Annotated in this window: 18 protein-coding genes and 1 pseudogene; 11 read left to right on the top strand and 8 right to left on the bottom strand. The window is 71.5% G+C overall.

Annotation, left to right across the window (positions count from 1 at the left end; all coding sequences use genetic code 11):
* The first annotated feature begins 3 nt into the window (after nucleotides 1–3).
* A complete protein-coding gene (locus tag HJC40_RS37310) occupies nucleotides 4–1,497 on the top strand; it encodes a non-reducing end alpha-L-arabinofuranosidase family hydrolase (RefSeq protein WP_374273640.1) in 1,494 nt (497 codons plus the stop codon).
* A gap of 86 nt (nucleotides 1,498–1,583) precedes the next feature.
* Complete coding sequence (locus HJC40_RS46405) at nucleotides 1,584–3,287, top strand: trehalase family glycosidase (RefSeq protein ID WP_250008231.1); 1,704 nt, start codon at nucleotides 1,584–1,586, stop codon at nucleotides 3,285–3,287.
* Nucleotides 3,288–3,460: 173 nt separating this feature from the next.
* Here the strand turns inward: HJC40_RS46405 and HJC40_RS37300 are convergent.
* Both HJC40_RS37300 and HJC40_RS37295 read right to left on the bottom strand, forming a co-directional pair.
* A pseudogene (locus HJC40_RS37300) lies at nucleotides 3,461–3,639 on the bottom strand (SAM-dependent methyltransferase); the annotation flags it as partial.
* Between the two features lie 214 nt (nucleotides 3,640–3,853).
* On the bottom strand, nucleotides 3,854–4,312 hold the full coding sequence (locus HJC40_RS37295; RefSeq protein WP_250008230.1) for a TnsA-like heteromeric transposase endonuclease subunit: 459 nt from the start codon (nucleotides 4,310–4,312) through the stop codon (nucleotides 3,854–3,856).
* A gap of 315 nt (nucleotides 4,313–4,627) precedes the next feature.
* Here HJC40_RS37295 and HJC40_RS37290 point away from each other — a divergent pair, with 315 nt between their 5' ends.
* Both HJC40_RS37290 and HJC40_RS37285 read left to right on the top strand, forming a co-directional pair.
* A complete protein-coding gene (locus HJC40_RS37290; RefSeq protein WP_250008229.1) occupies nucleotides 4,628–5,098 on the top strand; it encodes a hypothetical protein in 471 nt (156 codons plus the stop codon).
* 121 nt (nucleotides 5,099–5,219) lie between these two features.
* Nucleotides 5,220–5,414: a hypothetical protein gene (locus tag HJC40_RS37285; protein ID WP_250008228.1), complete on the top strand. Its 195-nt coding sequence runs from the start codon at nucleotides 5,220–5,222 to the stop codon at nucleotides 5,412–5,414.
* Here HJC40_RS37285 and HJC40_RS37280 read toward each other — a convergent pair.
* The 3 genes from HJC40_RS37280 to HJC40_RS37270 form a co-directional block, all read right to left on the bottom strand.
* Nucleotides 5,405–5,767, bottom strand: coding sequence for a hypothetical protein (locus HJC40_RS37280; protein ID WP_250008226.1), 363 nt, complete (start codon nucleotides 5,765–5,767; stop codon nucleotides 5,405–5,407). The genes HJC40_RS37285 and HJC40_RS37280 overlap by 10 nt on opposite strands.
* A gap of 27 nt (nucleotides 5,768–5,794) precedes the next feature.
* On the bottom strand, nucleotides 5,795–6,073 hold the full coding sequence (locus HJC40_RS37275; protein WP_250008225.1) for an NUDIX hydrolase: 279 nt from the start codon (nucleotides 6,071–6,073) through the stop codon (nucleotides 5,795–5,797).
* A 134-nt stretch (nucleotides 6,074–6,207) separates the two neighbouring features.
* Nucleotides 6,208–7,587: an endo-1,4-beta-xylanase gene (locus HJC40_RS37270; protein ID WP_250008224.1), complete on the bottom strand. Its 1,380-nt coding sequence runs from the start codon at nucleotides 7,585–7,587 to the stop codon at nucleotides 6,208–6,210.
* Nucleotides 7,588–8,736: 1,149 nt separating this feature from the next.
* Here HJC40_RS37270 and HJC40_RS37265 point away from each other — a divergent pair.
* Together HJC40_RS37265 and HJC40_RS37260 are read left to right on the top strand one after the other, a co-directional pair.
* Entirely contained in the window at nucleotides 8,737–10,296 is a 1,560-nt protein-coding gene (locus HJC40_RS37265; protein ID WP_250008223.1) for a sigma-70 family RNA polymerase sigma factor, read from the top strand.
* A 95-nt stretch (nucleotides 10,297–10,391) separates the two neighbouring features.
* The gene (locus HJC40_RS37260) at nucleotides 10,392–11,873 is read left to right on the top strand and encodes a sigma-70 family RNA polymerase sigma factor (RefSeq protein WP_250008222.1); all 1,482 of its coding nucleotides are present in this window, start codon (nucleotides 10,392–10,394) and stop codon (nucleotides 11,871–11,873) included.
* A gap of 58 nt (nucleotides 11,874–11,931) precedes the next feature.
* Here the strand turns inward: HJC40_RS37260 and HJC40_RS37255 are convergent, their stop codons facing one another.
* Nucleotides 11,932–13,512, bottom strand: a complete 1,581-nt coding sequence (locus HJC40_RS37255) for a lysyl oxidase family protein (RefSeq protein ID WP_250008221.1) — start codon at nucleotides 13,510–13,512, stop codon at nucleotides 11,932–11,934.
* 240 nt (nucleotides 13,513–13,752) lie between these two features.
* On the opposite strand from HJC40_RS37255, the gene HJC40_RS37250 reads away from it, so the two are divergent.
* Genes HJC40_RS37250 through HJC40_RS37240 form a run of 3 tightly spaced genes read left to right on the top strand, consistent with a single transcriptional unit; the run spans nucleotide 13,753 to nucleotide 16,161 of the window.
* Nucleotides 13,753–14,580: a transporter substrate-binding domain-containing protein gene (locus HJC40_RS37250; RefSeq protein WP_250008220.1), complete on the top strand. Its 828-nt coding sequence runs from the start codon at nucleotides 13,753–13,755 to the stop codon at nucleotides 14,578–14,580.
* Nucleotides 14,581–14,584: 4 nt separating this feature from the next.
* Nucleotides 14,585–15,379: an amino acid ABC transporter permease gene (locus HJC40_RS37245; RefSeq protein ID WP_250008219.1), complete on the top strand. Its 795-nt coding sequence runs from the start codon at nucleotides 14,585–14,587 to the stop codon at nucleotides 15,377–15,379.
* A 5-nt stretch (nucleotides 15,380–15,384) separates the two neighbouring features.
* Nucleotides 15,385–16,161 carry an amino acid ABC transporter ATP-binding protein gene (locus HJC40_RS37240; protein WP_250008218.1) on the top strand — a complete coding sequence of 259 codons (777 nt, stop codon included), beginning with the start codon at nucleotides 15,385–15,387 and terminating at the stop codon, nucleotides 16,159–16,161.
* Here the strand turns inward: HJC40_RS37240 and HJC40_RS37235 are convergent.
* A complete protein-coding gene (locus HJC40_RS37235; RefSeq protein WP_250008217.1) occupies nucleotides 16,124–16,903 on the bottom strand; it encodes a hypothetical protein in 780 nt (259 codons plus the stop codon). The genes HJC40_RS37240 and HJC40_RS37235 overlap by 38 nt on opposite strands.
* Before the next feature lie 73 nt (nucleotides 16,904–16,976).
* Complete coding sequence (locus HJC40_RS37230; RefSeq protein WP_250008216.1) at nucleotides 16,977–17,669, bottom strand: NUDIX domain-containing protein; 693 nt, start codon at nucleotides 17,667–17,669, stop codon at nucleotides 16,977–16,979.
* Between the two features lie 295 nt (nucleotides 17,670–17,964).
* On the opposite strand from HJC40_RS37230, the gene HJC40_RS37225 reads away from it, so the two are divergent.
* Complete coding sequence (locus tag HJC40_RS37225) at nucleotides 17,965–20,964, top strand: BTAD domain-containing putative transcriptional regulator (RefSeq protein WP_250008215.1); 3,000 nt, start codon at nucleotides 17,965–17,967, stop codon at nucleotides 20,962–20,964.
* Between the two features lie 213 nt (nucleotides 20,965–21,177).
* A complete protein-coding gene (locus HJC40_RS37220) occupies nucleotides 21,178–21,324 on the top strand; it encodes a hypothetical protein (RefSeq protein WP_250008214.1) in 147 nt (48 codons plus the stop codon).
* The last annotated feature ends 38 nt before the right edge of the window (nucleotides 21,325–21,362 follow it).

Below are 21,362 nucleotides of genomic sequence, written 5' to 3'. Positions count from 1 at the left end.
CACGTGAACCCATCCCCCCACCGGCGCCGCCGCTGGCTGGCGGCCGCCGCCGCAGCCGTGACGACGCTGGCCGCCGGCCTGCTCACGGTCGTGAACGCCCCGGCCGCCTCGGCCGCGACCATCGACACCAGCGCCTGGTACGTGCTGGTCAACCGGACCAGCGGCAAGGCGCTCGACGTCTACAACCTGGCCACCACCGACGGCGCGCGGATCACCCAGTGGACCCGCAACGACCAGACTCAGCAGCAGTGGCAGTTCGTCGACTCGGGCAACGGCACCTACCGGCTCAAGTCGCGGCTGTCGGGCAAGGTTCTCGACGTCTACAACTGGTCGACCGCCGACGGCGGCTCGATCGTCCAGTGGGCCGACAACAACGCCGCCAACCAGCAGTTCAGCGTCCAGGACGTCGACGGCTACATCCAGCTGATCAACCGCAACAGCGGCAAGGCGCTCGAGGTGCAGGGCGCGTCGACCGCCGACAACGCCAACATCGTGCAGTACAGCGACTGGAACGGCGCCAACCAGCAGTGGCAGCTCGTCCGGGCCGGCACCACCCCCACGACGCCGCCCACGACCACGCCACCCGGCAGCTGCGCCCTCCCGTCCACCTACCGGTGGAGCTCGACGGGCTCGCTGGCCAACCCGCGGTCGGGCTGGGTCTCGCTCAAGGACTTCACCACCGCCCCGTACAACGGCCGGCAGCTCGTCTACGCGACGACGCATGACACCGGAACGAGCTGGGGCTCGATGAACTTCGGCCTGATCAGCAACTGGTCGGAACTGGGCTCGGCCAGCCAGAACGCCATGTCGTCGGGCACCGTGGCGCCGTCACTGTTCTACTTCGCCCCGAAGAACATCTGGGTGCTCGCCTACCAGTGGGGTGGGCCGGCCTTCTCGTACCGGACCTCCAGCGACCCGACCAACCCGAACGGCTGGTCGGCGCCGCAGACGCTGTTCTCGGGCAGCATCACCGGCTCCGGCACCGGGCCGATCGACCAGACGATCATCGGTGACGGCACGAACATGTACCTGTTCTTCGCCGGCGACAACGGCAAGATCTACCGGGCCAGCATGCCCATCGGCAACTTCCCCGGCTCCTTCGGCAGCACCTCGACGATCGTCATGAGCGACACCACCAACAACCTGTTCGAGGCGCCCCAGGTCTACAAGGTCCAGGGCCAGAACCAGTACCTCATGATCGTCGAGGCGATCGGCGCGAACGGGCGCTACTTCCGCTCGTTCACCTCGAGCAGCCTGGGCGGCTCCTGGACCCCGCAGGCCGCGACCGAGAGCAACCCGTTCGCGGGCAAGGCCAACAGCGGCGCCACCTGGACCAACGACATCAGCCACGGCGAGCTGATCCGGACCAGCGCCGACCAGACCATGACCATCGACCCGTGCAACCTGCAGCTGCTCTACCAGGGTCGTTCCCCCAGCTCGGGCGGCGACTACGGGCTTCTGCCGTACCGGCCCGGCCTGTTGACCCGGCAGCGCTAGCCACGGCCGCAGTATCATGGCGTGCCCCCTCGCCGTCCTGGTGTGGGCACGCCCATGCCGCATCCGCACCCGACCGGGCAGGCGCCGTGTTCTCCGTTCACGACATCCCGTTCTCCTACCGTGGCTCGTGGTTCGACATCTCCCCGGTCATCGCCGAGAAGACGTACGCCGACGACCTCCACCTGGTCTCCCACCAGACCGGTCTGCACGCCGTGCTGCGGTTCCTGCCCCGGCGCGGCGAGACCCGGGCCGACACCCGGATCGTCGCCGAACCGTCCCGGCTCACCTGGGAGAGCGGCGACGACCGGATCGAGCTGGCCTACCAGGACGCCGACACGATCCGGCTGCGCGGCACCGGCCTGGGCCTGCGCCTCGAGGTCGCCGCCGGCACGCTGACCCCGTTCTCCGGCAGCTACCTCTTCCGCGACGGCGTCACCGGCGGATACGTGCTCACGTCGTACGAGACCGGCCGCCGCTACCGGATCACCGTGCTGACCGGCGAGGTCGCCGACGTGGCCGGCGTCGAGACCCTGGGCGCCGGGGACCGCCACCTCACCATGCCGGACGGGCCGGAGTGGGAGCTGGCCGTCGAGGAGTACGAGACCGGCCGGGCGCCGTTCACCGCGGTCCTCTCCTTCGACGAGACAGTCGCCGCGGCGGCCCGGCAGTTCACCGCGTTCGCCGACGCGGTGGCCCCGTGGCGCGACGCCGGGACGCCGGCCGCCGACCTCGCCGCGTACGTGGTGTGGTCGGCCACCGTGCGCCCGGCCGGTTTCCTCGCCCGGCCCGCGGTGCTCATGTCCAAGCACTGGATGGACAAGGTCTGGAGCTGGGATCACTGCTTCAACGCCCTGGCCCTGGCCGCCGGCCACCCGGAGCTGGCCTGGGACCAGTTCCAGCTGCCGTTCGACCACCAGGACGAGGCCGGCGCCCTGCCCGACTCGGTGACCCACTCCGAGGTGCTCCACAACTTCGTCAAACCGCCCATCCACGGGTGGACCTTGCGCCGGCTGCGGGACGAGCTGTCGCCCGGGCCGGAACAGCTGAGCGAGGCGTACGCCCGGCTGGCTGCCTGGACGCGGTTCTGGCTCGACCACCGGCGTGCCCCCGGCCGAGAGCTTCCCCACTACCAGCACGGCAACGACAGCGGCTGGGACAACGCCACCACCTTCGACGAGGACCGCGTCATCGAGACCGCCGACCTGTCCGCCTTCCTCATCCTCCAGCTGCGCGAGCTGGCCGAGCTGGCGACCGCGCTGGACAGGCCGGACGAGGCCCACGAGTGGTCGGCGACGGCGGACGCGGTCCGCGAGGCGTTGCTGGGCGAGCTCTGGCAGGACTCGCGGTTCGTCTCCCGGTCGGTCCACACCGGGCGCCGGCGAGCCAGTTCCAGCCTGCTCGACCTGATGCCGATCGTGCTCGGCGACGACCTGCCGGCCGACGTCAGCGACCAGCTCGCCGCCGGCATCACCCGGCACCTCACCGACCACGGCCTGGCCACCGAACCGGTCGACTCCCCGCATTACGACGCCGACGGCTACTGGCGGGGACCGATCTGGGCGCCCTCGACCGTCCTGATCGAGGACGGGCTGCGCCGGGCCGGTCACACCGACCTGGCCGACACGATCAGCCGGCGGTTCCGGGCCCTGTGCGAGCGCTCCGGCTTCGCCGAGAACTTCGACGCCGAGACCGGCGCGGGCCTGCGCGACCGCGCCTACACCTGGACCGCCGCCGGCTATCTCATCCTGGCCGCCGCCCACCAGCACCGGACAGCCTGGACGCCCGGGTAACACCGGCCGGCGGCATCCCCGCCCGCAACAGCCCACCGGCGCGGTTGCCGGGCCGCGCTGGGGATGCAGGTCGACTCGGCCCCGGCCCGCGGGTCACGGCACGGACTGCTGGGCCTCGCCGGTGGGCCGGGCGTCGGTCCGCCGCTTGTCGGCTTGGGGTACGTGGGCGCGCAAAGGCGACCGTTGCCGCACCCCACGTCCGCGATCTCCGTGCCCGCTACCAAGGTCATCTCGGCGAGCAGGTCGAGCATCGCCCGCTCGACCGGCATGGAATTGAGCGCTTCGATCAGGTTCTTGGCGGACCACTCCGAGAGCACGTCATGCGCTCTCGCAGTTCTGTTCTGGCATCCATTTCCCGTTGACCTTGCCGTCGGGATCGGCGTGGCGGCGAATCTACCCCCGGCCAGAGACCTCACCGGTGGGGACGGACCAGCGTTCGTCGTCGCCTGGGTCAGGAACCACAACAAAGCCCAGGAGGGATGAGCCGTGGCCGACACCAGCCGCGTCTTCAACATCATCGCCCGTGACTCCGGCGTCGGCCGTGCGGCGGGCCATCGCCAAGGAGATCAAGACGGAGTCCGAGCAGCGTCGAGATCGGCGGCCAGAACTTGCTGCCGGAGCACGTGAAACAACGCCGGCAACACCACGGGTGGGTCACCCACCCGACCAGCTCCAGCCATCAGTGGCGCAGGAGACGCGAACGCCTGCACCAACTGGTCGACAAGGTCGGTCCGGGCGCCGTGCCGCGGATGCCGATACCGCGACAACCAGCGCAGATTCGCCGCCAACACCGGATCCATGACACCGAGCCGGCGGAACGCCCAGCCAACCTCCTCGCAAGCGCGAGCGATCACCGCGAACGCCTGGGCGTCCTTGCCAGAAATCCGATCGTCCGGGCGGACATCGACCACGACCCCGGCGCCGTCGACCAGCCGAGCGAAGAAGTCCGGCGCGTGGCGCCGCCAACGTGTCCCAACCTGCCAATACAGCCAAGAACGGCTGCGACGGGAACGCCACCACCTCACGGTCGACGTCCAGCCGCATCACATGGTCCCGCTCCAGCCAGGACTCAAACCCCACATGCCGGTCCGTGGTCGCCGACCACCACCAGCCGGGAAAGTGCTTCTGCCCTCGTGACCAGCCGGAATCGCGTATCGGCGACATCTCCTCGAACGCCGCTGTCCAGCGTTGCGCCAACGAGCCACGGCAACGAGACCCCGCCGCGTCGATGAACTCGATCTCGAAGTCCGTCGCGCCGAAGTCTTCTCCGTCAGCCTCGACCTGCGCGCTCATGCGAACGTGATTGCTGCTGCCGCCTACGGGTTGGGACTATGGCAGCCATGGATGTCATCGTGCAGCGCGTACGCACCACCTGGAGCAAGCGATCCCGCGGCTTCCCCCGCGCGACCGCCCGCAATGCTGCCCCGACCGCCTTCGAGCTGCCTTCCGGGCGCACGCCGCTGTTCCACGACGTCGCCATGCAGGAGGAAGACGATTTCGAGCCGCAGGTGAGCGTGATGCACGAGGCTCCACCACGGCATGAATTTGGGTTACGCCATACGGGGTCCGCGCTGCGGGTGCAGCTGCCGAATGGCTTTGGGGTACCCGTCCGTTCGCATCGCCCGGTTGTGCTGCTTCAGCCCGGCGAGTGGGTTCGGTGGCAGCTGAACAACCGCTGGTCGTCGGCGACTGGCATGGGGGACTGGCATTACACCTTATCGACGGTCAGCATCGCGCTCGGACCGATGCCACCTGAAACGTTCCTCGGCGAGGCGCCACACGTCATCGACGAGAAAGCAGCCTTGCGGTAGGGGCGCATGCAAGCTTGGGATGCGACCGAGCCGATCTCGGCCGATCTGTGACGCCAATCCGAACGCCGCAAGAGCCGGGAGGTGACCGCGCCCTAGCAGGTGGCGGTCGTAATCTGCTCCGATGAGTGATGCGGACCCTTTCGAAGTCGCAGGCTGGCGAATGGTGATGGGCGAGCTTCGTTCGGAGGATCTGCTGGTTATGTCGGTGAGCTCGAGCGCCGGTTGCTACCGACGTTTAGCCACCCGTTTTGAGCCGGAGGTCGTGTCAGTGAGTTTCAGCGCCACCCGGCGTCGGTTGCCGCTGACCTATTCGTGAGGATTGCCGTGGAGCCTTTCGCGGGCCTGGCGGCCTTGCTGCCACAGCAGCTCGAACTTCTCCGCTGGGATCGGCTCGATCGGCGGCTCGCCTTCGGCGGTGGTTGTGGGGAAGGGCGCTTCAGGGGCGATGCCGTAGCGATGTTCATAGGCGATAACCGCGTCCGCGCCGCCTGAATCTCGCGCTTCGAGGACCTCGGCGAGTGACGCGGCGGCGAGGAACGTCTGGTCTTGAGCGCGTATCTCGATGTGACGCGTTGACCAGCGCTCGTCGTCGAGTTCGTCGTAGCCCCAAAGGTCCTCGTCCGGTTGGTACCACTGGACATAGGTCGCCATGCCGTCAGTATCGATCATGGGCCCAGGATCGCCGCCGCGGTCCGGCTACCCGGCGAGCAGCTCCGCCAAGACCACACGGACGTCAGCCGGGTGCAGATTCAACGCCTCGAACTCATCCGCAGTCACCCACATCAACTCGAAGCTGTTCTCCACGGACTCGGGACCGGACAGCATGGGCACACCAGCAACGCCAGTCATCTGGAAGGAGAAGGCTGGACGGCCGTTATGTCGCCCGACCCACAATTGCCGGCCGATCGTGGCCCGCAGCCCGGTCTCCTCGGCAAGCTCTCGCACCGCATCTCGCCCCGCTCCCACGTGATCCACCAGAACACCCAGGACGCGCCGGTCCGAAACATGAGGCCGCTGCCGTCGGTCTCCATGGTCGCCGGTGGGGTGTCGCGGATGAGGAAAGCCCGCCGGCCCGGAGGTCCGGGCCGGCGGGTGAGGGACGTTGTGGGTCAGCCGGCGGTGCAGACGAGGGCGGCGGCCGGGCCGGCGCCGGTGCCCTGGAAGCCGAACTCGGTGCTGCCGCCGGCCGGGACCTGCCGGTTGTAGTCGACGCTGCGGAAGGCGACCGTCCCGGTGGTGCCGGTGTTGGTCGCGCTCCACGCGCCGGTCACCGCGCCGCCGGAGGGCAGGGCCACTCTGACGGTCCAGCCGTTGATCGCGGCGGAACCGGCGGTCACCCGGACCGAGGCCACGTACCCGCCGTTCCAGGTGTTCAGCGAGACGGTGGCGGCGCAGCCGGAGCCCGCCGGCGGCGGCGACGAGGTGGTCGGCGGGGTGACCGGAGGGGTGGTCACCGGCGGTGTGGTGACCGGCGGTGTGGTGCCACCGGCGTTCAGGGCGTTCAGGACCGAGGTGTACGCGGCCTTCTTGTTGCCCGAGCCGTCGAACAGCAGCGGGTTGGCGCCGGTGCGCCACGAGTCGGTGTCGCGGATGCCCCAGACGGTGATCCCGGTGCATCGGGACACGGCCAGGCAGGCCCGGGTGACGGTGCCGTAGATGTTGGCCTGGTTGCCGCCCTGCTCGATGTCGAGCTCGGTGATCTGCACGTCGACCCCGAGGTCGGCGAAGCGCTTCAGGTTGGCCTGGTAGGTCGAGTCGATGCCGGTGCCCAGGTGCGACTGGAAGCCCACGCAGTCGATCGGGACGCCGCGGGACTTGAAGTCGCGGACCATGTTGTAGATGCCGGTCGACTTCGCGTTGATGCCGTCGGTGTTGTAGTCGTTGTAGCAGAGCTTGGCGGCCGGGTCGGCGGCCCGCGCGGCGCGGAAGGCGGCCTCGATCCAGTCGTTGCCGGTGCGCTGCAGGTTGGAGTCACGCCGGGCGCCGCTGCCGCCGTCGGCGAAGGCCTCGTTGACCACGTCCCAGGCGTAGATCTTGCCCCTGTAGTGGGTGGCCACCTGCGTGACGTGGTTGATGGCGGCGTTGCGCAGGGCGGTCCCGGACAGCGACTGGGCCCAGCCGGGTTGCTGGGCGTGCCAGAGCAGCGCGTGGCCGCGGACCTTGGCGCCGTTGGACAGACCCTGGTTGAGGATGCGGTCGCCGTTGGTGTACGTGAATCGGCCCTGCTGCGGCTCGGTGGCGTCCCACTTCATCTCGTTCTCGGCGGTCACCGAGTTGAACTCCGTGGTGAGAATCCGGGTGTACGTGGAGTCGCCGAGCCGGCCGGCCGCGATCGCGGCGCCGAAGTAGCGGCCGGACTGGGCGGCCGAGGCGCCGAGCGTGCTGGCCGCTTCGGCGGTGCCGACAACCGCGACACTGGCGGCGATCACCGCACCTGCGGCGGCGGCCGAGAGCAGCAGGCTGCGTCGGCGGGGGATTCGGGGATTCATCAGGGGATGTGCCTTTCTGCGGGGGCCGAGCGGGGGTACGAATGGGAGCGCTCCCAGCTCAATGACGCATATTGCCAGGATGTTTCCGGCGACTCAAGGCGTATCGGCCGGGGCATATCGGCGACGGTCGGCGTAACAGTTTCGCGGTCGTGGTGAGCGGAGCAAAAGACGTCCGAGCCGAAGAAAATCGGGTAGTGAAAAAGTGTTACGTACGGTGGGCCTGATTGGTCGCGAGGCCGCATCCGCCACGGAGAGACCTGAATAGTTCTCGTGACCTTGCGGGCACCCCCACCGGTCTGCGACTGTCGAATCTCGCCCATTCATGCGATTCTTTGTTAGCGTTCACAGCAGTCGGTCACGCCGGTCGTCGGCAGTGGCGTTCTGGTGGAGGGGGCAGCTTCGATGGGTTTTCGCATCGTGATCGGCCGGCTGGAGGGCGTCGCGGCCGCCGCCTTGCTCAACGCCGTGCGGCAACCATGTCCGGGACCGCCGGATCGTCGTCCACGCCGGCGGACACCGAGCCGGCGCCTCCGCCATCCCAGGCTCGACGGGCCGGGGTGAGCCCCGATCATGGTGTGCGCGAAGCGCATACCGCGGGCGCGGCCAATCTTCAGCTGCCGGAGCCTGCCATCGTGGGTCAGACTCCGGCGCGGCATGGACAGCTCTAGGCAGTGCCGGGCTGGACAGCTCTGGGGAGTGCCGGGTCCTTTGGGGGCCGTTCGGGCAGCGCTCGGGAGTGCCGGTCCGGACAACTTCCGAAGACGGCCCGACGACTTCGCAAAGCCGGCCCGGAGTTGCGGGGAGTGCCGGTCCGGCTTTGGGGAGCGCCGGTCCCAGCTGTGAGGAGCGGCGGATCAAGGTTGTGATGAGTGGCGGATCGAGGCTGTGTGCTTTACCGATCGGACACCCTGAGAAGCACCGTCCGACTTTCCGGCACGTGGGGTGGCAGAGACTGTTCACTCCACGGATTACGCACGAGCGAACGAGAGAAGAAACGTTTCGCGTCTTAAAGGAATGCGACCACACGCCCCGGTTGAACAGGGAGATGTGTCGATTCCCGTCGAGGGCTGAATGCGCGACCGATCCGCGATGGTTGTCGATATCATCGGTGCGGCATCGAGCGGTGGAAAACCGGTGAGGGGAGGGGCCGTGGCGGCAGGCGACAGGGCGGCAGGACGCCACGCCCAGGTAGGAGGCGGCACCGGCCCCGGCGCCGTAACAGAAAACGCGGCGGAGCTGAGCGCGCTGGTCGTCGCCGCCCGCAACGGCGACCGCCCGGCCGCGGAGGCGCTGATCGCCGCGTACCTGCCGTTGCTCTATCGCATCGTCGGCCGGGCCCTGGACGGGCACGCCGACGTGGACGACGTCGTGCAGGAGACGGTCCTGCGGGCGCACCGTGATCTGCCGACCCTGCGGACCCCGGCCAGCTTCCGGTCCTGGCTCGTCGCGATCGCGATGCACCAGGTCAGCACCCGGCTGCGCGCGTGGCAGCAGGAGCGCGAACGCTCGGCCCCGCTGGACGACGCCGCCCGGCTGGCCGACCCGGCGGCCGACTTCGCCGACGTCACGCTGCTGCGGCTGGGGCTGTCGGCCCAGCGGCGCCAGGTGGCCGAGGCCACCCGCTGGCTCGATCCCGACGACCAGGAGCTGGCGGCGCTGTGGTGGCGCGAGGTGGCGGGTGAGATCACCCGGGCCGAGCTGGTGCGGACGCTGGGTCTCTCGCCGGCGCACGCCCGGGTCCGGCTCCAGCGGATGCGTCAGCAGCTCGAGCTCAGCCGGTGCCTGGTGGCCGCGCTGCAGGCCGAACCCCGGTGTCCCGGACTCGACGAGGTGGCCGAGGGCTGGGACGGCACGCCCAGTCCCCGGTGGCGCAAGCGCTTCGCCCGCCACGTGCGCGACTGCCCGGTGTGTGGTGCGGCGCCGACCGGCTTCTTCCCGCTCGAACGGCTGGTGGTCGGCGCGGCGGCGATCCCCCTGCCGGCGGCCGCGGCGATTCCCCTGTCGGCCGCCGCCGGGGCGTCCGGAGTGCTCGGCGCGGTCGCCACGGCGGGGGCCACCGGCGCCGGGACAGTGTTCGGCGCCAAGGTGGTGACGGCCGTGCTCATCGGGGCCGCCGTCTCCGGCGGTGTCTACCTGGCCCGGCCGGACGATGCCCCGCCGCCGTCGCGCCCGGCCCCCACGGCGGCCCCGTCGGCCTCGGCCTCCGGCGGCGCCGGCCGACCGGCCTCGCCGCGTCCCCCGTCGTCCACCGCCTCGGCGACGCCGCGGCCGAGTGCCCCGGCCGGCCCCGGCGCCGCCCGGCTCGTGCCGCCGGGGCGGGTGGTGCTGCGACCGGCCGGGTCACCGGGCGCCGTCGTGGCGCTCGACGGGAACTTCCTCGTCACGGCGACGGGTGTCCCCGGTGTCGTGCTGAACGCGATCCCGGGAGTCACCGATGCGCAATGCGTCTCGCTGCGCGCCGGCGACGGCCGCTGGTTCCGGCACGCCTCCTTCCGCATCATGCTGAGCCCCGAGGAGGACCGGGAGCTGTTCCGGATGGACTCGACCTTCTGTCCGCGGCCCGGACCCGGCCCCGGCACGGTGCGGCTCGCGTCGTTCAACTACCCCGACCGGCTCGTACGGGTCGTCGACGGGCAGTTGCGGCTCGATCCCCAGCAGACCGACGCGGCGTTCCTGCGCTCCGCCACCTTCACCCTCCACGAGGAGTAGTCCCGGCGCCGCTTGAATCCGGGGTCGGGCCCTCCTACCATCCGGACGCAGGCTGTGTGAGCGTTCACCACCGTCCATCGGATTGAGGACAGCTGATGGTTCGACCCGGTCAGGCCGACGACGACGCCGTGGTCCGGGCGGCCCGGGCCGGTGACCGGGACGCCCGGGACGAGCTCGCCCGCCGTCACCTGCCCATGGTCTACCACCTCGTCCGGCAGGTGCTGCACGACGAGGCCGAGGTCGACGACGTGGTGCAGGACGTCATGGTGCGGGCCCTGCGGCAGCTCGGGGATCTGCGCTCACCGGGCAGCTTCCGGGCGTGGCTGACGACCGTCGCCGTCCATCAGATCGGCACCCATCGGGCCCGGGCGAGCCTGGCCGCCCGGCGGTCGGCGCCGCTGACCGAGGCGGCCGGCCGGCCGGATGCCGGCGCCGAGGTGGAGGGGCCCGCGTTGCTGCGGGCGGCCCTGACCCAGCAGCGGCGTCAGGTGCGGCAGGCCGCGCGGTGGATGGGCCCGGACGAGCGCACGGCCTTCTCGCTGTGGTGGCTCGAACTGATCGGCGAGCTGACCCGCGCCGAGGTCGCCGCCGCGCTGGGGGTCGGGGTGGCACACGCGGGCGTACGGATCCAGCGGTCCCGCGAGCAGCTCGAGCTCAGCCGGGCCATCGTGGCCGCGCTGGAGGCGCTGCCCGGATGCGACGTGCTCGGTGACGTCGTGGCCGACTGGGACGGGGCGCCGAGCCCGTACTGGCGCAAACGGATCGGCCGTCACGTCCGTTCGTGCCCGGTCTGCGCCCGCGCGGCCGGCGAGCTCGTGCCGGCCGACCGGCTGCTGCCCACCCTGGCGCTGCTGCCCGTGCCGATCGCCCTCGCCGCGGCCGTTCTGGCCAAGACCGCGGGCGGTGGCGCGGCGGTGATGGCCTCGCCCGCGGCGACGGTGTCCGGCGTCTCGAAGTGGGCGAGCGGCGCGGTGCACGCAGCCACCGCCCATCCGCTGGCGGCCGTGGTGGGGGCCGGGTTCCTGGCCGTGGGGGTCACCGTGCCGGCGACGGGATGGGCCACCGCCCCGCAGCCCGTCCCGGCGGTCGCCGTGGTGCCCCGCCCGGGCCCGGTGGTGCCGTTGCCGGGCTCGTCGGCCCGGCCGCCGGTGATCGGACCGGTGTCGCTGGAGTCGGCCGGTCTTGCGGGGTCGTACGTGACCGTGGCCGGCGACCAAGGGGTGCTGGCCGCCGTCGGGCCGTCGAGCGCCCCCGCCGACCGGCAGCAGGCCACGCTGCGGGCGGTCGCGGGTCTCGCCGACCCGGCCTGCGTGTCGTTGCGGGGCCCCGACGGCCGATATCTGCGCCATTCGTCGTTCCGGCTGCGGCTCAGCCCCGAGGAGGGCACCGTGCTGTTCCGCCGGGACGCGACGTTCTGCGGCCGGGCCGGCTTCGTGGCCGGCAGTGTCTCGCTCGAGTCCTTCAACTACCGGACGTTCTTCCTGCGTCGTGTGGGCGACGAGCTGTGGATCGACCAGTTCGACGGCAGCGACACCCGGGCCGACGGCTCGTTCTTCGTCCGGCCCCCGCTCGCTTGACATCACCCGAGCGGAACGCCCCGGTCCCCGCGTGGGGGAACCGGGGCGCCGGCGTGGGTCAGCCCTTGATGCCGTGGACCGGCGGAACGGTCAGGGTACGGGCGTCGGGCGTGCCGCCGAGGATGATCTGGCGCAGCGCCGAGTTGTTGGTGGTGTCCAGCTCGGCCAGCTTCTTCTCGGGGTTGGCCAGCACCTGGATGTAGTAGGTGCCGTTGGGCAGGTCGGTGATCTCGAACGACTGACCCGGCCGGTACTGGCTGTAGGTGTCGCCGTTGCCGATGTCGAGCACCTCACGCACCGCGATCACGGTGTTCGCGCCGCACGAGGTGGACAGGTCGGTGTTCTCCGGCTGCCACTTCGCGTTCGGGATGGTGAAGTCGACCGCGTCGGTGTTGGCCAGGCAGAACGCCTCCTTGCCGCTGCGCACCGAGAGCTTCTGGGTCGAGTCGAGCAGGTTGTACTGCGCGAAGTCGGTGAAGTGCCAGTGCTTGTGACCCTCGCGGGCGTCCCACTCCATCGTGCCGGCCGGCCGGCTGCCGACCTGGTTGCCCTTGGCGTCGAAGTAGTACTGGTACGCGTCCATCAGCTCGGTGCCGGTGCGGCGGAAGCCGTCGACCAGCAGCGGCGACGTGCCGGCGTTCCACACGGTCGCGCCGAAGTTCACGTACGTCTTGCCGTCCTCCTCGGACAGCGCGATCTCCCACGCCGGCAGCGAGCGCAGGTCCGGTCGCGGACCGCCGGACGGGGCGGCCTTGAGCGGGGTGGGCCGCTTCGCCGGCGCGCGCAGCTCCGGCACGTACGCGGAGACCTGGCGCTTGGCGTCGCCCTCGGCCGTGTGGATCGAGTGCTCGTCGGTCGTGGCCGCCGGACCGGCGTCGGCCGCCTTCACCCGGGCCAGGCCGGCCTTGTCGGTCTCGGCGTCCACCACGTCGACCGTGACCTTGGCGCTGCCCTGGTCCTTCGGGATGCCGAGCAGGTCGCGGTAGACGGGGTTGACCGTGGCGGTGGCGGTGTACTTGCCGACCGGCAGGATGAAGGGCTTCGCCTCGTCGTACTCGGGCTGGTCGGGGACCGCGGAGTCCCAGCCGGCCTGCACACCCCAGACCGCGCCGAGCGTGAACGGGTTGTAGCCACCGCACGACGTCGGGTACGGGTTGGTGGCCGGGGCGTCGGGCCGGGTCCGCGCCGAGGAGTACGAGTTGCCGCAGAACGGGGTCTTGTACTCGGTGACCACCTTCCCGGCCTCGTCGGCGATGGAGATGGTGGTGAAGTCCTTGAGGCCGGTGAAGTCACTGATCAGGCCGGCCGGCAGCGCGACCTTCTTCTTCTTGCCGTTCTGCACGACCAGGCGCTCGGCCACGATCGGCTTGTCGTACCCGGCGCGCTTGACCCAGATCTCGAGCGGGTCCTTGCCGGCCACCACGTGCAGGCCCAGATCGAAGGACAAGTAGATCTCGCCGTCGTAGTCGTACCGCTCGGCGGTCACCTGCCCGGTGGCGGCGACGAACGACAGCGGGGGAGGGGTGGCCGCGGCCTGGGCCACTCCCACGCCCGCGGCGGTCAGCGCCAGCGACGCGGCCACGGCGCCGTAGGTCATCAGCCGTGATCGGCGGCGGCGCTTCTTCAACGGATCGGTCATGGGGTCCTTCCGGTCGGGCGGCTGTCGGTGGGGCAGCCGCTACCGGACATCCAAATCGGACAATGTCAGTTTCCTGTGAAATCGATGAGCGTTGGCACGAATCCGCGACAAAACCCTTCTTGTGGCCGAGGTCCGACATCGGCCGAAAGTCAGATGCGCCCAGGGTGCGCCGTCGGCATGCGGCGGCCGGCTGATCATCCGCCCAAAGCCTATAGACCGCGGTGGAATAGCATGTCGCGCATGAACATGCTTGGACGAGGTCGTAGGGCGGCTGCGCTGACCGCTGCCGTGATGCTGGCGATCGGCGGCGCGGCCGGCTGCGCCAAGGAGGACACCGGCGGCACCACCGAGGGCGGCGTGGCCCTGGTGAAGGCCGGCACCCTCACCACCTGCACCCACCTGCCGTACGCGCCGTTCCAGTCGAAGGACGACAGCGGCAAGGTCGTCGGCTTCGACGTCGCCCTGATCGACCTGGTCGCCACCAGGCTGAAGGTGACCCAGGCGATCGTCGACACGCCCTTCGAGGGCATCAAGTCCGGCGCCGACCTCAACTCCGGCAAGTGCGACGTGGCCGCGGCCGGCATGACCATCACCGACGAGCGCAAGAAGGTGCTGGACTTCTCCGACCCGTACTTCGACGCCACCCAGGCGCTGGCCACCCCGACCGGCAAAGAGGTCAAGACGCTCGACGAGCTCGTCGGCAAGCGGCTCGGCGTCCAGGGCGGCACGACCGGCGAGGAGTACATCAACACGCAGGTCAAGGACAAGAACCTGAAGATCGAGGTCGTCTCGTACAAGGACCTCGCCGCGCTCCAGCAGGCCCTGGCGACCAACCAGGTCGTGGCCGCCGTCAACGACCTGCCGGTCTGGAACGAGTACATCAAGGCCAACCCGGGCAAGGTCGTCGTCGCGGCCGGCTTCGACACCGGCGAGCAGTACGGCTTCGCCGTCAAGAAGGGCAACGCGGAGCTGCTCAAGGCCGTCAACGACGCCCTCGCGGCGGCGCGCACCGATGGCACGTACGACAAGGTCTACGCGGAGTGGATCGGCGAGAAGCCGGCCGCCTGACCCGATGAGACTGACTCCCCGCCGGCGGCGACGGATCCTCCGCGTCGCCGGCTACATCGTGTTCGCCCTGGCGATCGTGGCCGCCGTGAGCGCCGCGGACTGGGGCCGCCTGTCCGACGCGTTCTTCCGGCTCGACGTGGCCGAGAGCATGTTCCCCGAGGCGATCACCGTCGCCCTGCGCAACACGATCCTCTACACGCTGCTGGCGTTCGCCTTCGGCCTGACCGTCGGGCTCGTCCTCGCGCTGATGCGGCTGTCGACGATCCTGCCGTACCGCTGGTTCGCCACCGCGTACATCGAGCTGTTCCGCGGACTGCCGGCCCTGCTGGTGCTGTTCATGGTCGGCTACGGCGTGCCGCTGGCCTTTCCCGACCGCGAGATCCCGGGCGGCGTCTACGGCTCGGTCACCGTCGGGCTCGGCCTGACCGCGGCGGCGTACATGGCCGAGACCATCCGCGCCGGCATCCAGGCCGTACCCAAGGGGCAGCTCGAGGCGGCCCGGACGCTGGGCATGTCGCACCCGCGGGCGATGGTCTCGATCGTGCTGCCGCAGGCCTTCCGCATCGTCATCCCGCCGCTGACCAACGAGATCATCCTGCTGACCAAGGACACGTCCCTGGTCTACGTCCTCGGCGTCACCTCGTCGACGATCGAGCTGACCAAGTTCGCCGGGGACACGCTCAACACCCGGGTCAACCCGACCCCGCTGGTCGTGGCCGGACTGCTCTACCTGGTCATCACCCTGCCGATGTCGCAGGTGGTCCGCGGGCTGGAGCGCCGGGCCCGGAGGGAGAGGTGACCGCCATGTCCACCATCGAGATCACCGGCCTGCACAAGTCGTTCGGCCGCCTGGAGGTGCTGCGCGGCATCGACCTGACGGTCGAGCCGGGCGAGGTCGTCTGCGTGATCGGCCCCTCCGGTTCCGGCAAGTCCACGCTGCTGCGCTGCGTGAACCTGCTCGAGGAGCCGACCGGCGGCTCGATCCGGGTGGCCGGCGTCGAGGTCACCGACCCCGACTGCGACATCGACGCCGTACGCCGCGGCATCGGCATGGTCTTCCAGCAGTTCAACCTGTTCGGCCATCTGACCGTACGGGAGAACGTCACCATCGCCCAGCGCCGGGTGCTCAGACGCAGCCGGGCCGAGGCGTACCGCATCACGACCGACAACCTCAACCGCGTGGGCCTGGCCGACAAGGCCGACTCCTACCCGGCGCAGTTGTCCGGCGGTCAGCAGCAACGCGTGGCCATCGCCCGCGCCCTGGCCATGGACCCGCAGCTGATGTTGTTCGACGAGCCGACCAGCGCGCTCGACCCCGAACTGGTCGGCGAGGTGCTGGCGGTCATGCGCGGCCTGGCCGCCGACGGCATGACCATGCTCGTGGTCACCCACGAGATGGCCTTCGCCCGCGAGGTCGCCTCCCGCGTCGTGTTCATGGACGCCGGCGTGATCGTCGAGCAGGGCCGCCCGGCCGAGGTCTTCGCCCATCCCCGCGAGGACCGCACCCGCGAGTTCCTGCACCGCGTGCTCGAGCCGACCCGGGTCAGCGAGTCGGAGATCGGAGCCCAGCCGGCCGACTGAGCTCGTAGGGGCGGCCGGTCGCCCAGAGGCGGTCGAACTCGGCCAGGAAGTGGGCGAACCAGCGGGGGTCGCGGTCGGCCCGCAGGGGCAGCGTCGGCTCGGGGGTGCCGCAGCGGTGCGAGTAGATGTCGACGCGGGCGCGGCCGTCCGGGGTCTCGGGGTCGACGGCGATCAGGCCGAAGGCCGGCACGAAGTCGAGCAGCCGGACCTCGAGGCGGCCGGGGCCGGCGGCGGCCCGGTCGGTCAGGGCGTCCAGCAGGTCGAGGGTGGGACGCAGCCGGTGTTCGAAGATCTCGGGGTGGCCGGCGATGGTGCTGCGCCGGGCGGCCTCGGCCAGGGTGGCCGCGTGCGGGGCTATCACGGCGATGCGGACGGTGGCGCCCGCGTCGAGGCGCTGCTGCAGGACGGCGTAGTGGTTGCGCAGCGTGCGGGCCAGGGTGACCCCGGCCAGGCGGACGTCGGTGGCCGAGCGGAGGTCGAGGTCCACCCCGGAGGTCGACGGGGCCAGCAGGCGGTCGGCGCCGGCGTGGTCGCCGATCTCGCGGCCGAGCCGCTGGACGGAACGGGTGAGCCCGGCCAGCGTCGTCCGGCCCTGCAGCGAGCCGATCGCGAGCAGGCCCAGCGTGGTGAGCGTGGCGCCGCCGGTGACGGCGGGACCGACCACGTCGAACGCGCCGAGCAGGCCGACGGTGACGGCGAGGACGACGGTGGTCACCAGATCGAGCTGACGTAAGCGGGACATCATGCACCACCTCGGGGACGGCCGGAGGAGCCGGCGACCCGAGCCTACCGCATTATTGTCTAACTGACGAAAACTACGCCGCCGCGGTGCGCAGGATCGGCGGGTTCAGCATCGTGGCCGGCCCGGCGCGGTAGAGCGCCGCCGGTCGCCCGGTCGGGGGAACCCGCTTGGCCCCGGTGGGTTCGACGAAGCCCTCCGTGTTGGTCACCTTGCGGCTGAAGTTGCGCGGGTCGAGCGACTCGCCCCAGACCACCTCGTAGACCGAGCGCAGGTCGCCGATGGTGAACTCGGGCGGGCAGAACGCCGTGGCCAGGGTGGTCAGCTCGAGCCGGCGGCGCGCCCGCTCCACGGCGTCGTCGAGGATGCGGTCGTGGTCGAAGGCCAGGCTGCCGCGAATCTTGTCGACCGCGGCCCAGGCCGCGCCGCTCGCATCCGACCCGGCCACCGGCAGCGGCAGGTCGGGCATGATCGCCAGGTAGGCCACGCTGACCACCCGGCCCCGGGGATCGCGGCGCGGCTCGCCGTAGACCGCGAACTGCTCGAGGTGCAGGTCGTCGCCGTCGAGGCGGGTCTCCTCGCGCAGCTCACGCACCGCGGCGACGCCGAGATCCTCGTCGGTGCGGACGAAGCCGCCGGGCAGCGCGGGCCGGCCGGCGAAGGGATCGTTGCCCCGGGTGATGACGAGCGCCTGCAGGGCGCCCTCACGGACGGTCAGCACGGCGAGGTCGACCGCGATGCGCAGCTGGGCGTGGTCCCGGGTCGTCACCCGGTCAGCCTAGCTTGATGTTCGAATGACACGAACGGTGCGGGACCGGGACACGGACGTGGTGCGGCCGCCGAGGCGCTTGCCGGTCGTCTCGGCGGCCGGCCGCGCCGGGGGACGGCGATCGGGGCGTCGACCGCCGTCCCCCGGTGCGGGTCGTCCGTGGGGCCGCCACCCCTCGGACCGGTGTCAAGCCTTCCCGGTGGCCCTACCGTTTCCCTACCGCCGGTAGCCCCCAGGAGATATCGATGGCGATGTCGATCACCGTGCGCTGTTCCGGCATGACACAGTCGGTGACGTGGGCGACGGGGAACGGCAGTTCATCTTCGGGGTGCTGGGTGATCTCGAGGTGCGGGCGCCCGACGGCCGCCTCGTCGAGCTGCCCGGCGGTCACCATCTCTCGGTGCTGGCCGCCCTGCTGCTGCGGGCCAACCAGCAGCTGTCCACGGCGGAGCTGCTGCGCGCCGGCTGGGGCGACCCGGACGTCCAGGCCGCGCAGTTGCACAAGGCCGTCTCGGCCGTGCGCAAGCTGGTCACCGCGGCCGGCCGGCCGCGGGCCATCCAGACCCGCAACCGCTTCGGGTACGAGTTGAGGGCGGCCGACGACGAACTCGATCTGCTGCGGTTCCGCCGGCATGTCGAGCGGGCCGACGCCGAGCGCGGCGCCCAGCGGACGCCGGCCGAGATCGACCATCTGCGCCAGGCGATCCGGCTCTGGCGCGGTCACCGTCCCCTGGCCAACGTGCCCCAGCCGCCCTTCGCGGCCGACCTCGCCGCCCTGACCGGCCGGCGCAAGCGGACGGCCGTACGGCTGTTCGCGCTGGAACTGGCCCGCGGGGAGCACGCCGCGATCCTCGACGAGCTGACCCAGTTCGTGGCCCAGGACCCGGCCGACGGGCAGCTCTGCCGTCAGTTGATGCTGGCGCTTTATCGCAGCGGCCACGCCGCTGACGCCACGGCCGCCCTGGAACGGCACGAGGAGGCGATCGGGGGCAGCGCCGACCGGGAGCTGCGCCGCCTGGGCTACGCGATGGCGCTGTCCAACGACGAAGCGGTGGCCCGGGCCGACGCCGCCGTCCGCGGCTCGCGGGCCGTCCCGCTGCCCCGGCAGCTGCCGCCCGCGGCCGCGCACTTCGTCGGGCGCGAGGGCCCGCTCGGCGAGATCCGGCAGCTGCTGAGCGGGCGGCGCACGACGGTCGTGGTCATTCCCGGACCGGGCGGGATGGGCAAGACGGCGCTCGCGCTGCGGGCGGCCCACGAGGCCGCCGGCGCCTTCCCCGGGGGCCAGCTCTGGGCCGACCTGCGCGGCACCTCGGACCAGCCGGTCGACCCGGGCGAGGTGCTGGCCGAATTTCTGCGGGCGCTCGGCGAGACCGCCGTGCCCGAGCGCCGGCGTGAGCGGATCGCGCTGTTCCGGTCGCTGACCGCCGAGCGCCGGATGCTGATCCTGCTGGACGACGCGGCCGACGTCGCCCAGATCCGCGACCTGGTCCCCGGTGGTGGTGACTGCGTGGTGCTGGTGACCGCGCGGCGCCGGCTGCCCGGCATCGACGCGCCGGTCCACCACATCGCGCCGCTGGCCGCCCTCGATCCGGGCACGGCCGCGACGCTGTTCCGCAACGTCGTCGCGTCGGCCCAGGTGGACGTGAGCGCCGAGAGCGAGGCGGTCGAGGCCGTCGTCCGGCTGTGCGGCGGGTTGCCGCTGGCGCTGCGGATCGCCGCGCAGATGCGGGTGGAGGACTTCCACCGGCCCACCTCGGCGTTGCTGGGCCGGCTGACCGAACAGGGCCCGGACGGCTTCCGGCACGGTGACGAGAGCCTGGCCCGCACGGTGGGGGCCGGGCTCGCGCCGCTCGACGACCGCGCCCGCCGGCTCTTCTACTCCCTCGGGCTGCTGACCCAGCCCACGTTCGGCGAGTGGACGGCGGCCGCCCTGCTGGACGAGCCGGGGCCGGTGGCAGCCACGGCGCTCACCCACCTCGCCCTGGTCGGCATGATCGACGCCGTCCGCCCCGGCGTGCGCTACGGGTTCCACGACCTCACCCGGGCCTACGCCCGCGACCGGGCCGCCGTCGAGCTGACCCCGGCGAGCGAGCGGACCGCCGCGCCGGCCCGGGTGTGCCGGGCGCTGCTGACGCTCACCCGGCGGGCCCACGGCGCCCTCTACGGCGGGCAGTTCGACGTCGTCCACAGTGGTCTGCCGGACGTGCCGGTGCCGGCCGCCGAGTGGACGGCCGCCGCCGCCGCGCCGCGCGAGTGGTTCGAGGCCGAGCGGCTCAACGTGCGGGCCGCGGTCGGCCAGGCCGCGGCGCTCAGGCTCACCGAGCTGTGCTGGGATCTGGCCGTCTCGGCGCACGAGTTCTACGCGCTCGGCGCCCACTTCGACGACTGGCGGGCGACCCACGAGATCGCGCTGGCCGCGTGCCGGCGGGCGGGCGACCGGCGAGGCGAGGGCATGGTGCTGGTCGCGCTCGGCCAGCCCCCGCTGGTGGCCAGCGGCAGCCCGGGGGTGTCGGGGGCGGCGGAGCTCGAGCGGGCGGTCGCGTTGCTGGCCGCGGTGGGGGAGCGGCACGGCCGGGCGGTGGCGTTGCGCACGCTGGCCAACGCTCTGCGCCGGCGCGGCGAGCTGGCCCGGCCCCTGCGGCTGTTCACCGAGGCGCTCGTGCACTATCGCGAGAGCGGCGACATGGTGGGCGTGCAGCAGACCCTGCGTTTCATCGGGCAGACCCACCTCGACCTGGGCGACCATGAGTCGGCGCTGGCGATGCTGCGCGAGGCCGAGCGGCTGGCCCGCGAGACGGGCAAGCCGCAGGTGCTCGCGCCGACGCTGTACTGGAAGGCCCAGGCGCACCTGGCCCAGGGTGACCCGGCGGGCGCCGCGGACGCGCTGGGCGAGGTGCTGGCGGCCTTCCCCGGCGGGGTCGGGCACGCGTACGCCCTCCACGGCCTCGGTGACCTGGCGCTGCTCGCCGGCGAGCTCGAGGTGGCGGCGGCCCGTCTCGCCGGCGCCCAGGAGCACGCGCGCGACGGCGCCGACGTCCCGCTCGAGGGCCGCGTTCAGTTGTCGATCGCCAGGCTGGCGGGCCGTCGCGGCGCCCGCGCCGAGCAGGAGATCGCCCTGGTCCGCGCCGTGGAGCTGTTCCAGTCGTGCGGCGCCGTGCACCTGGAGATCGAGGCCCAGGCCGCGCTGGCCGAGGCGTACGGGTCGATCGGGGACCAGGACGCCGAGGCGGCCGCCCGGGACCGGATCCGTGAGCTGCACGGCGCCGTGCCGCCGGAGGACCGTCGGCGCGAGTGACCCCGCCGGTCTTAATGTCGGGTTGACACAAAGCGGGTCGGGCCCTTAATGTCATATCGACAGTAAGGTCGTCGGCGCCGCGATCCTTGCCGTTGATCCAGCGCGCGGACACGCGTGCGGAGGTCGGCCGGCCTCCGATGCCTCCCGTTCGGCCGTACGGGACGACCACGCGTGTCCTCCATCCGCTGTCCGCAACCCGCGAAAGGAAAGGCCATGCGCGCACGTCAACGTCACTTCCTCCTGGCTCTGGTCTCGGCGGTCGCCCTCGCGCTCGCCACCCAGCCGGCCCCGTCCAGCACCCAGGCCGTCAGCTGCCCCGGCAGCACGAGCTGGGACAACATTCTGCAGCGCTGCGTCTGATCGTCGGCGCAGGCCGGCGCCGGGGTCCGCATCGGGCC

The organism is Actinoplanes sp. M2I2, assembly GCF_023544445.1.
GTDB lineage: Bacteria > Actinomycetota > Actinomycetes > Mycobacteriales > Micromonosporaceae > Actinoplanes.
This window is presented reverse-complemented; position numbering and strand designations above follow the sequence as displayed.

What these genes read in the sequence shown, in the direction of transcription:
- HJC40_RS37290 (WP_250008229.1), top strand. Translation starts at nt 4,628, where the DNA reads ATGGATGTCATCGTGCAGCGCGTACGCACCACCTGGAGCAAGCGATCC.
- HJC40_RS37285 (WP_250008228.1), top strand. Translation starts at nt 5,220, where the DNA reads ATGAGTGATGCGGACCCTTTCGAAGTCGCAGGCTGGCGAATGGTGATG.
- HJC40_RS37280 (WP_250008226.1), bottom strand. Translation starts at nt 5,767, where the DNA reads ATGATCGATACTGACGGCATGGCGACCTATGTCCAGTGGTACCAACCG.
- HJC40_RS37270 (WP_250008224.1), bottom strand. Translation starts at nt 7,587, where the DNA reads ATGAATCCCCGAATCCCCCGCCGACGCAGCCTGCTGCTCTCGGCCGCC.
- HJC40_RS37260 (WP_250008222.1), top strand. Translation starts at nt 10,392, where the DNA reads ATGGTTCGACCCGGTCAGGCCGACGACGACGCCGTGGTCCGGGCGGCC.
- HJC40_RS37255 (WP_250008221.1), bottom strand. Translation starts at nt 13,512, where the DNA reads ATGACCGATCCGTTGAAGAAGCGCCGCCGCCGATCACGGCTGATGACC.
- HJC40_RS37250 (WP_250008220.1), top strand. Translation starts at nt 13,753, where the DNA reads ATGAACATGCTTGGACGAGGTCGTAGGGCGGCTGCGCTGACCGCTGCC.
- HJC40_RS37245 (WP_250008219.1), top strand. Translation starts at nt 14,585, where the DNA reads ATGAGACTGACTCCCCGCCGGCGGCGACGGATCCTCCGCGTCGCCGGC.
- HJC40_RS37240 (WP_250008218.1), top strand. Translation starts at nt 15,385, where the DNA reads ATGTCCACCATCGAGATCACCGGCCTGCACAAGTCGTTCGGCCGCCTG.
- HJC40_RS37235 (WP_250008217.1), bottom strand. Translation starts at nt 16,903, where the DNA reads ATGTCCCGCTTACGTCAGCTCGATCTGGTGACCACCGTCGTCCTCGCC.
- HJC40_RS37220 (WP_250008214.1), top strand. Translation starts at nt 21,178, where the DNA reads ATGCGCGCACGTCAACGTCACTTCCTCCTGGCTCTGGTCTCGGCGGTC.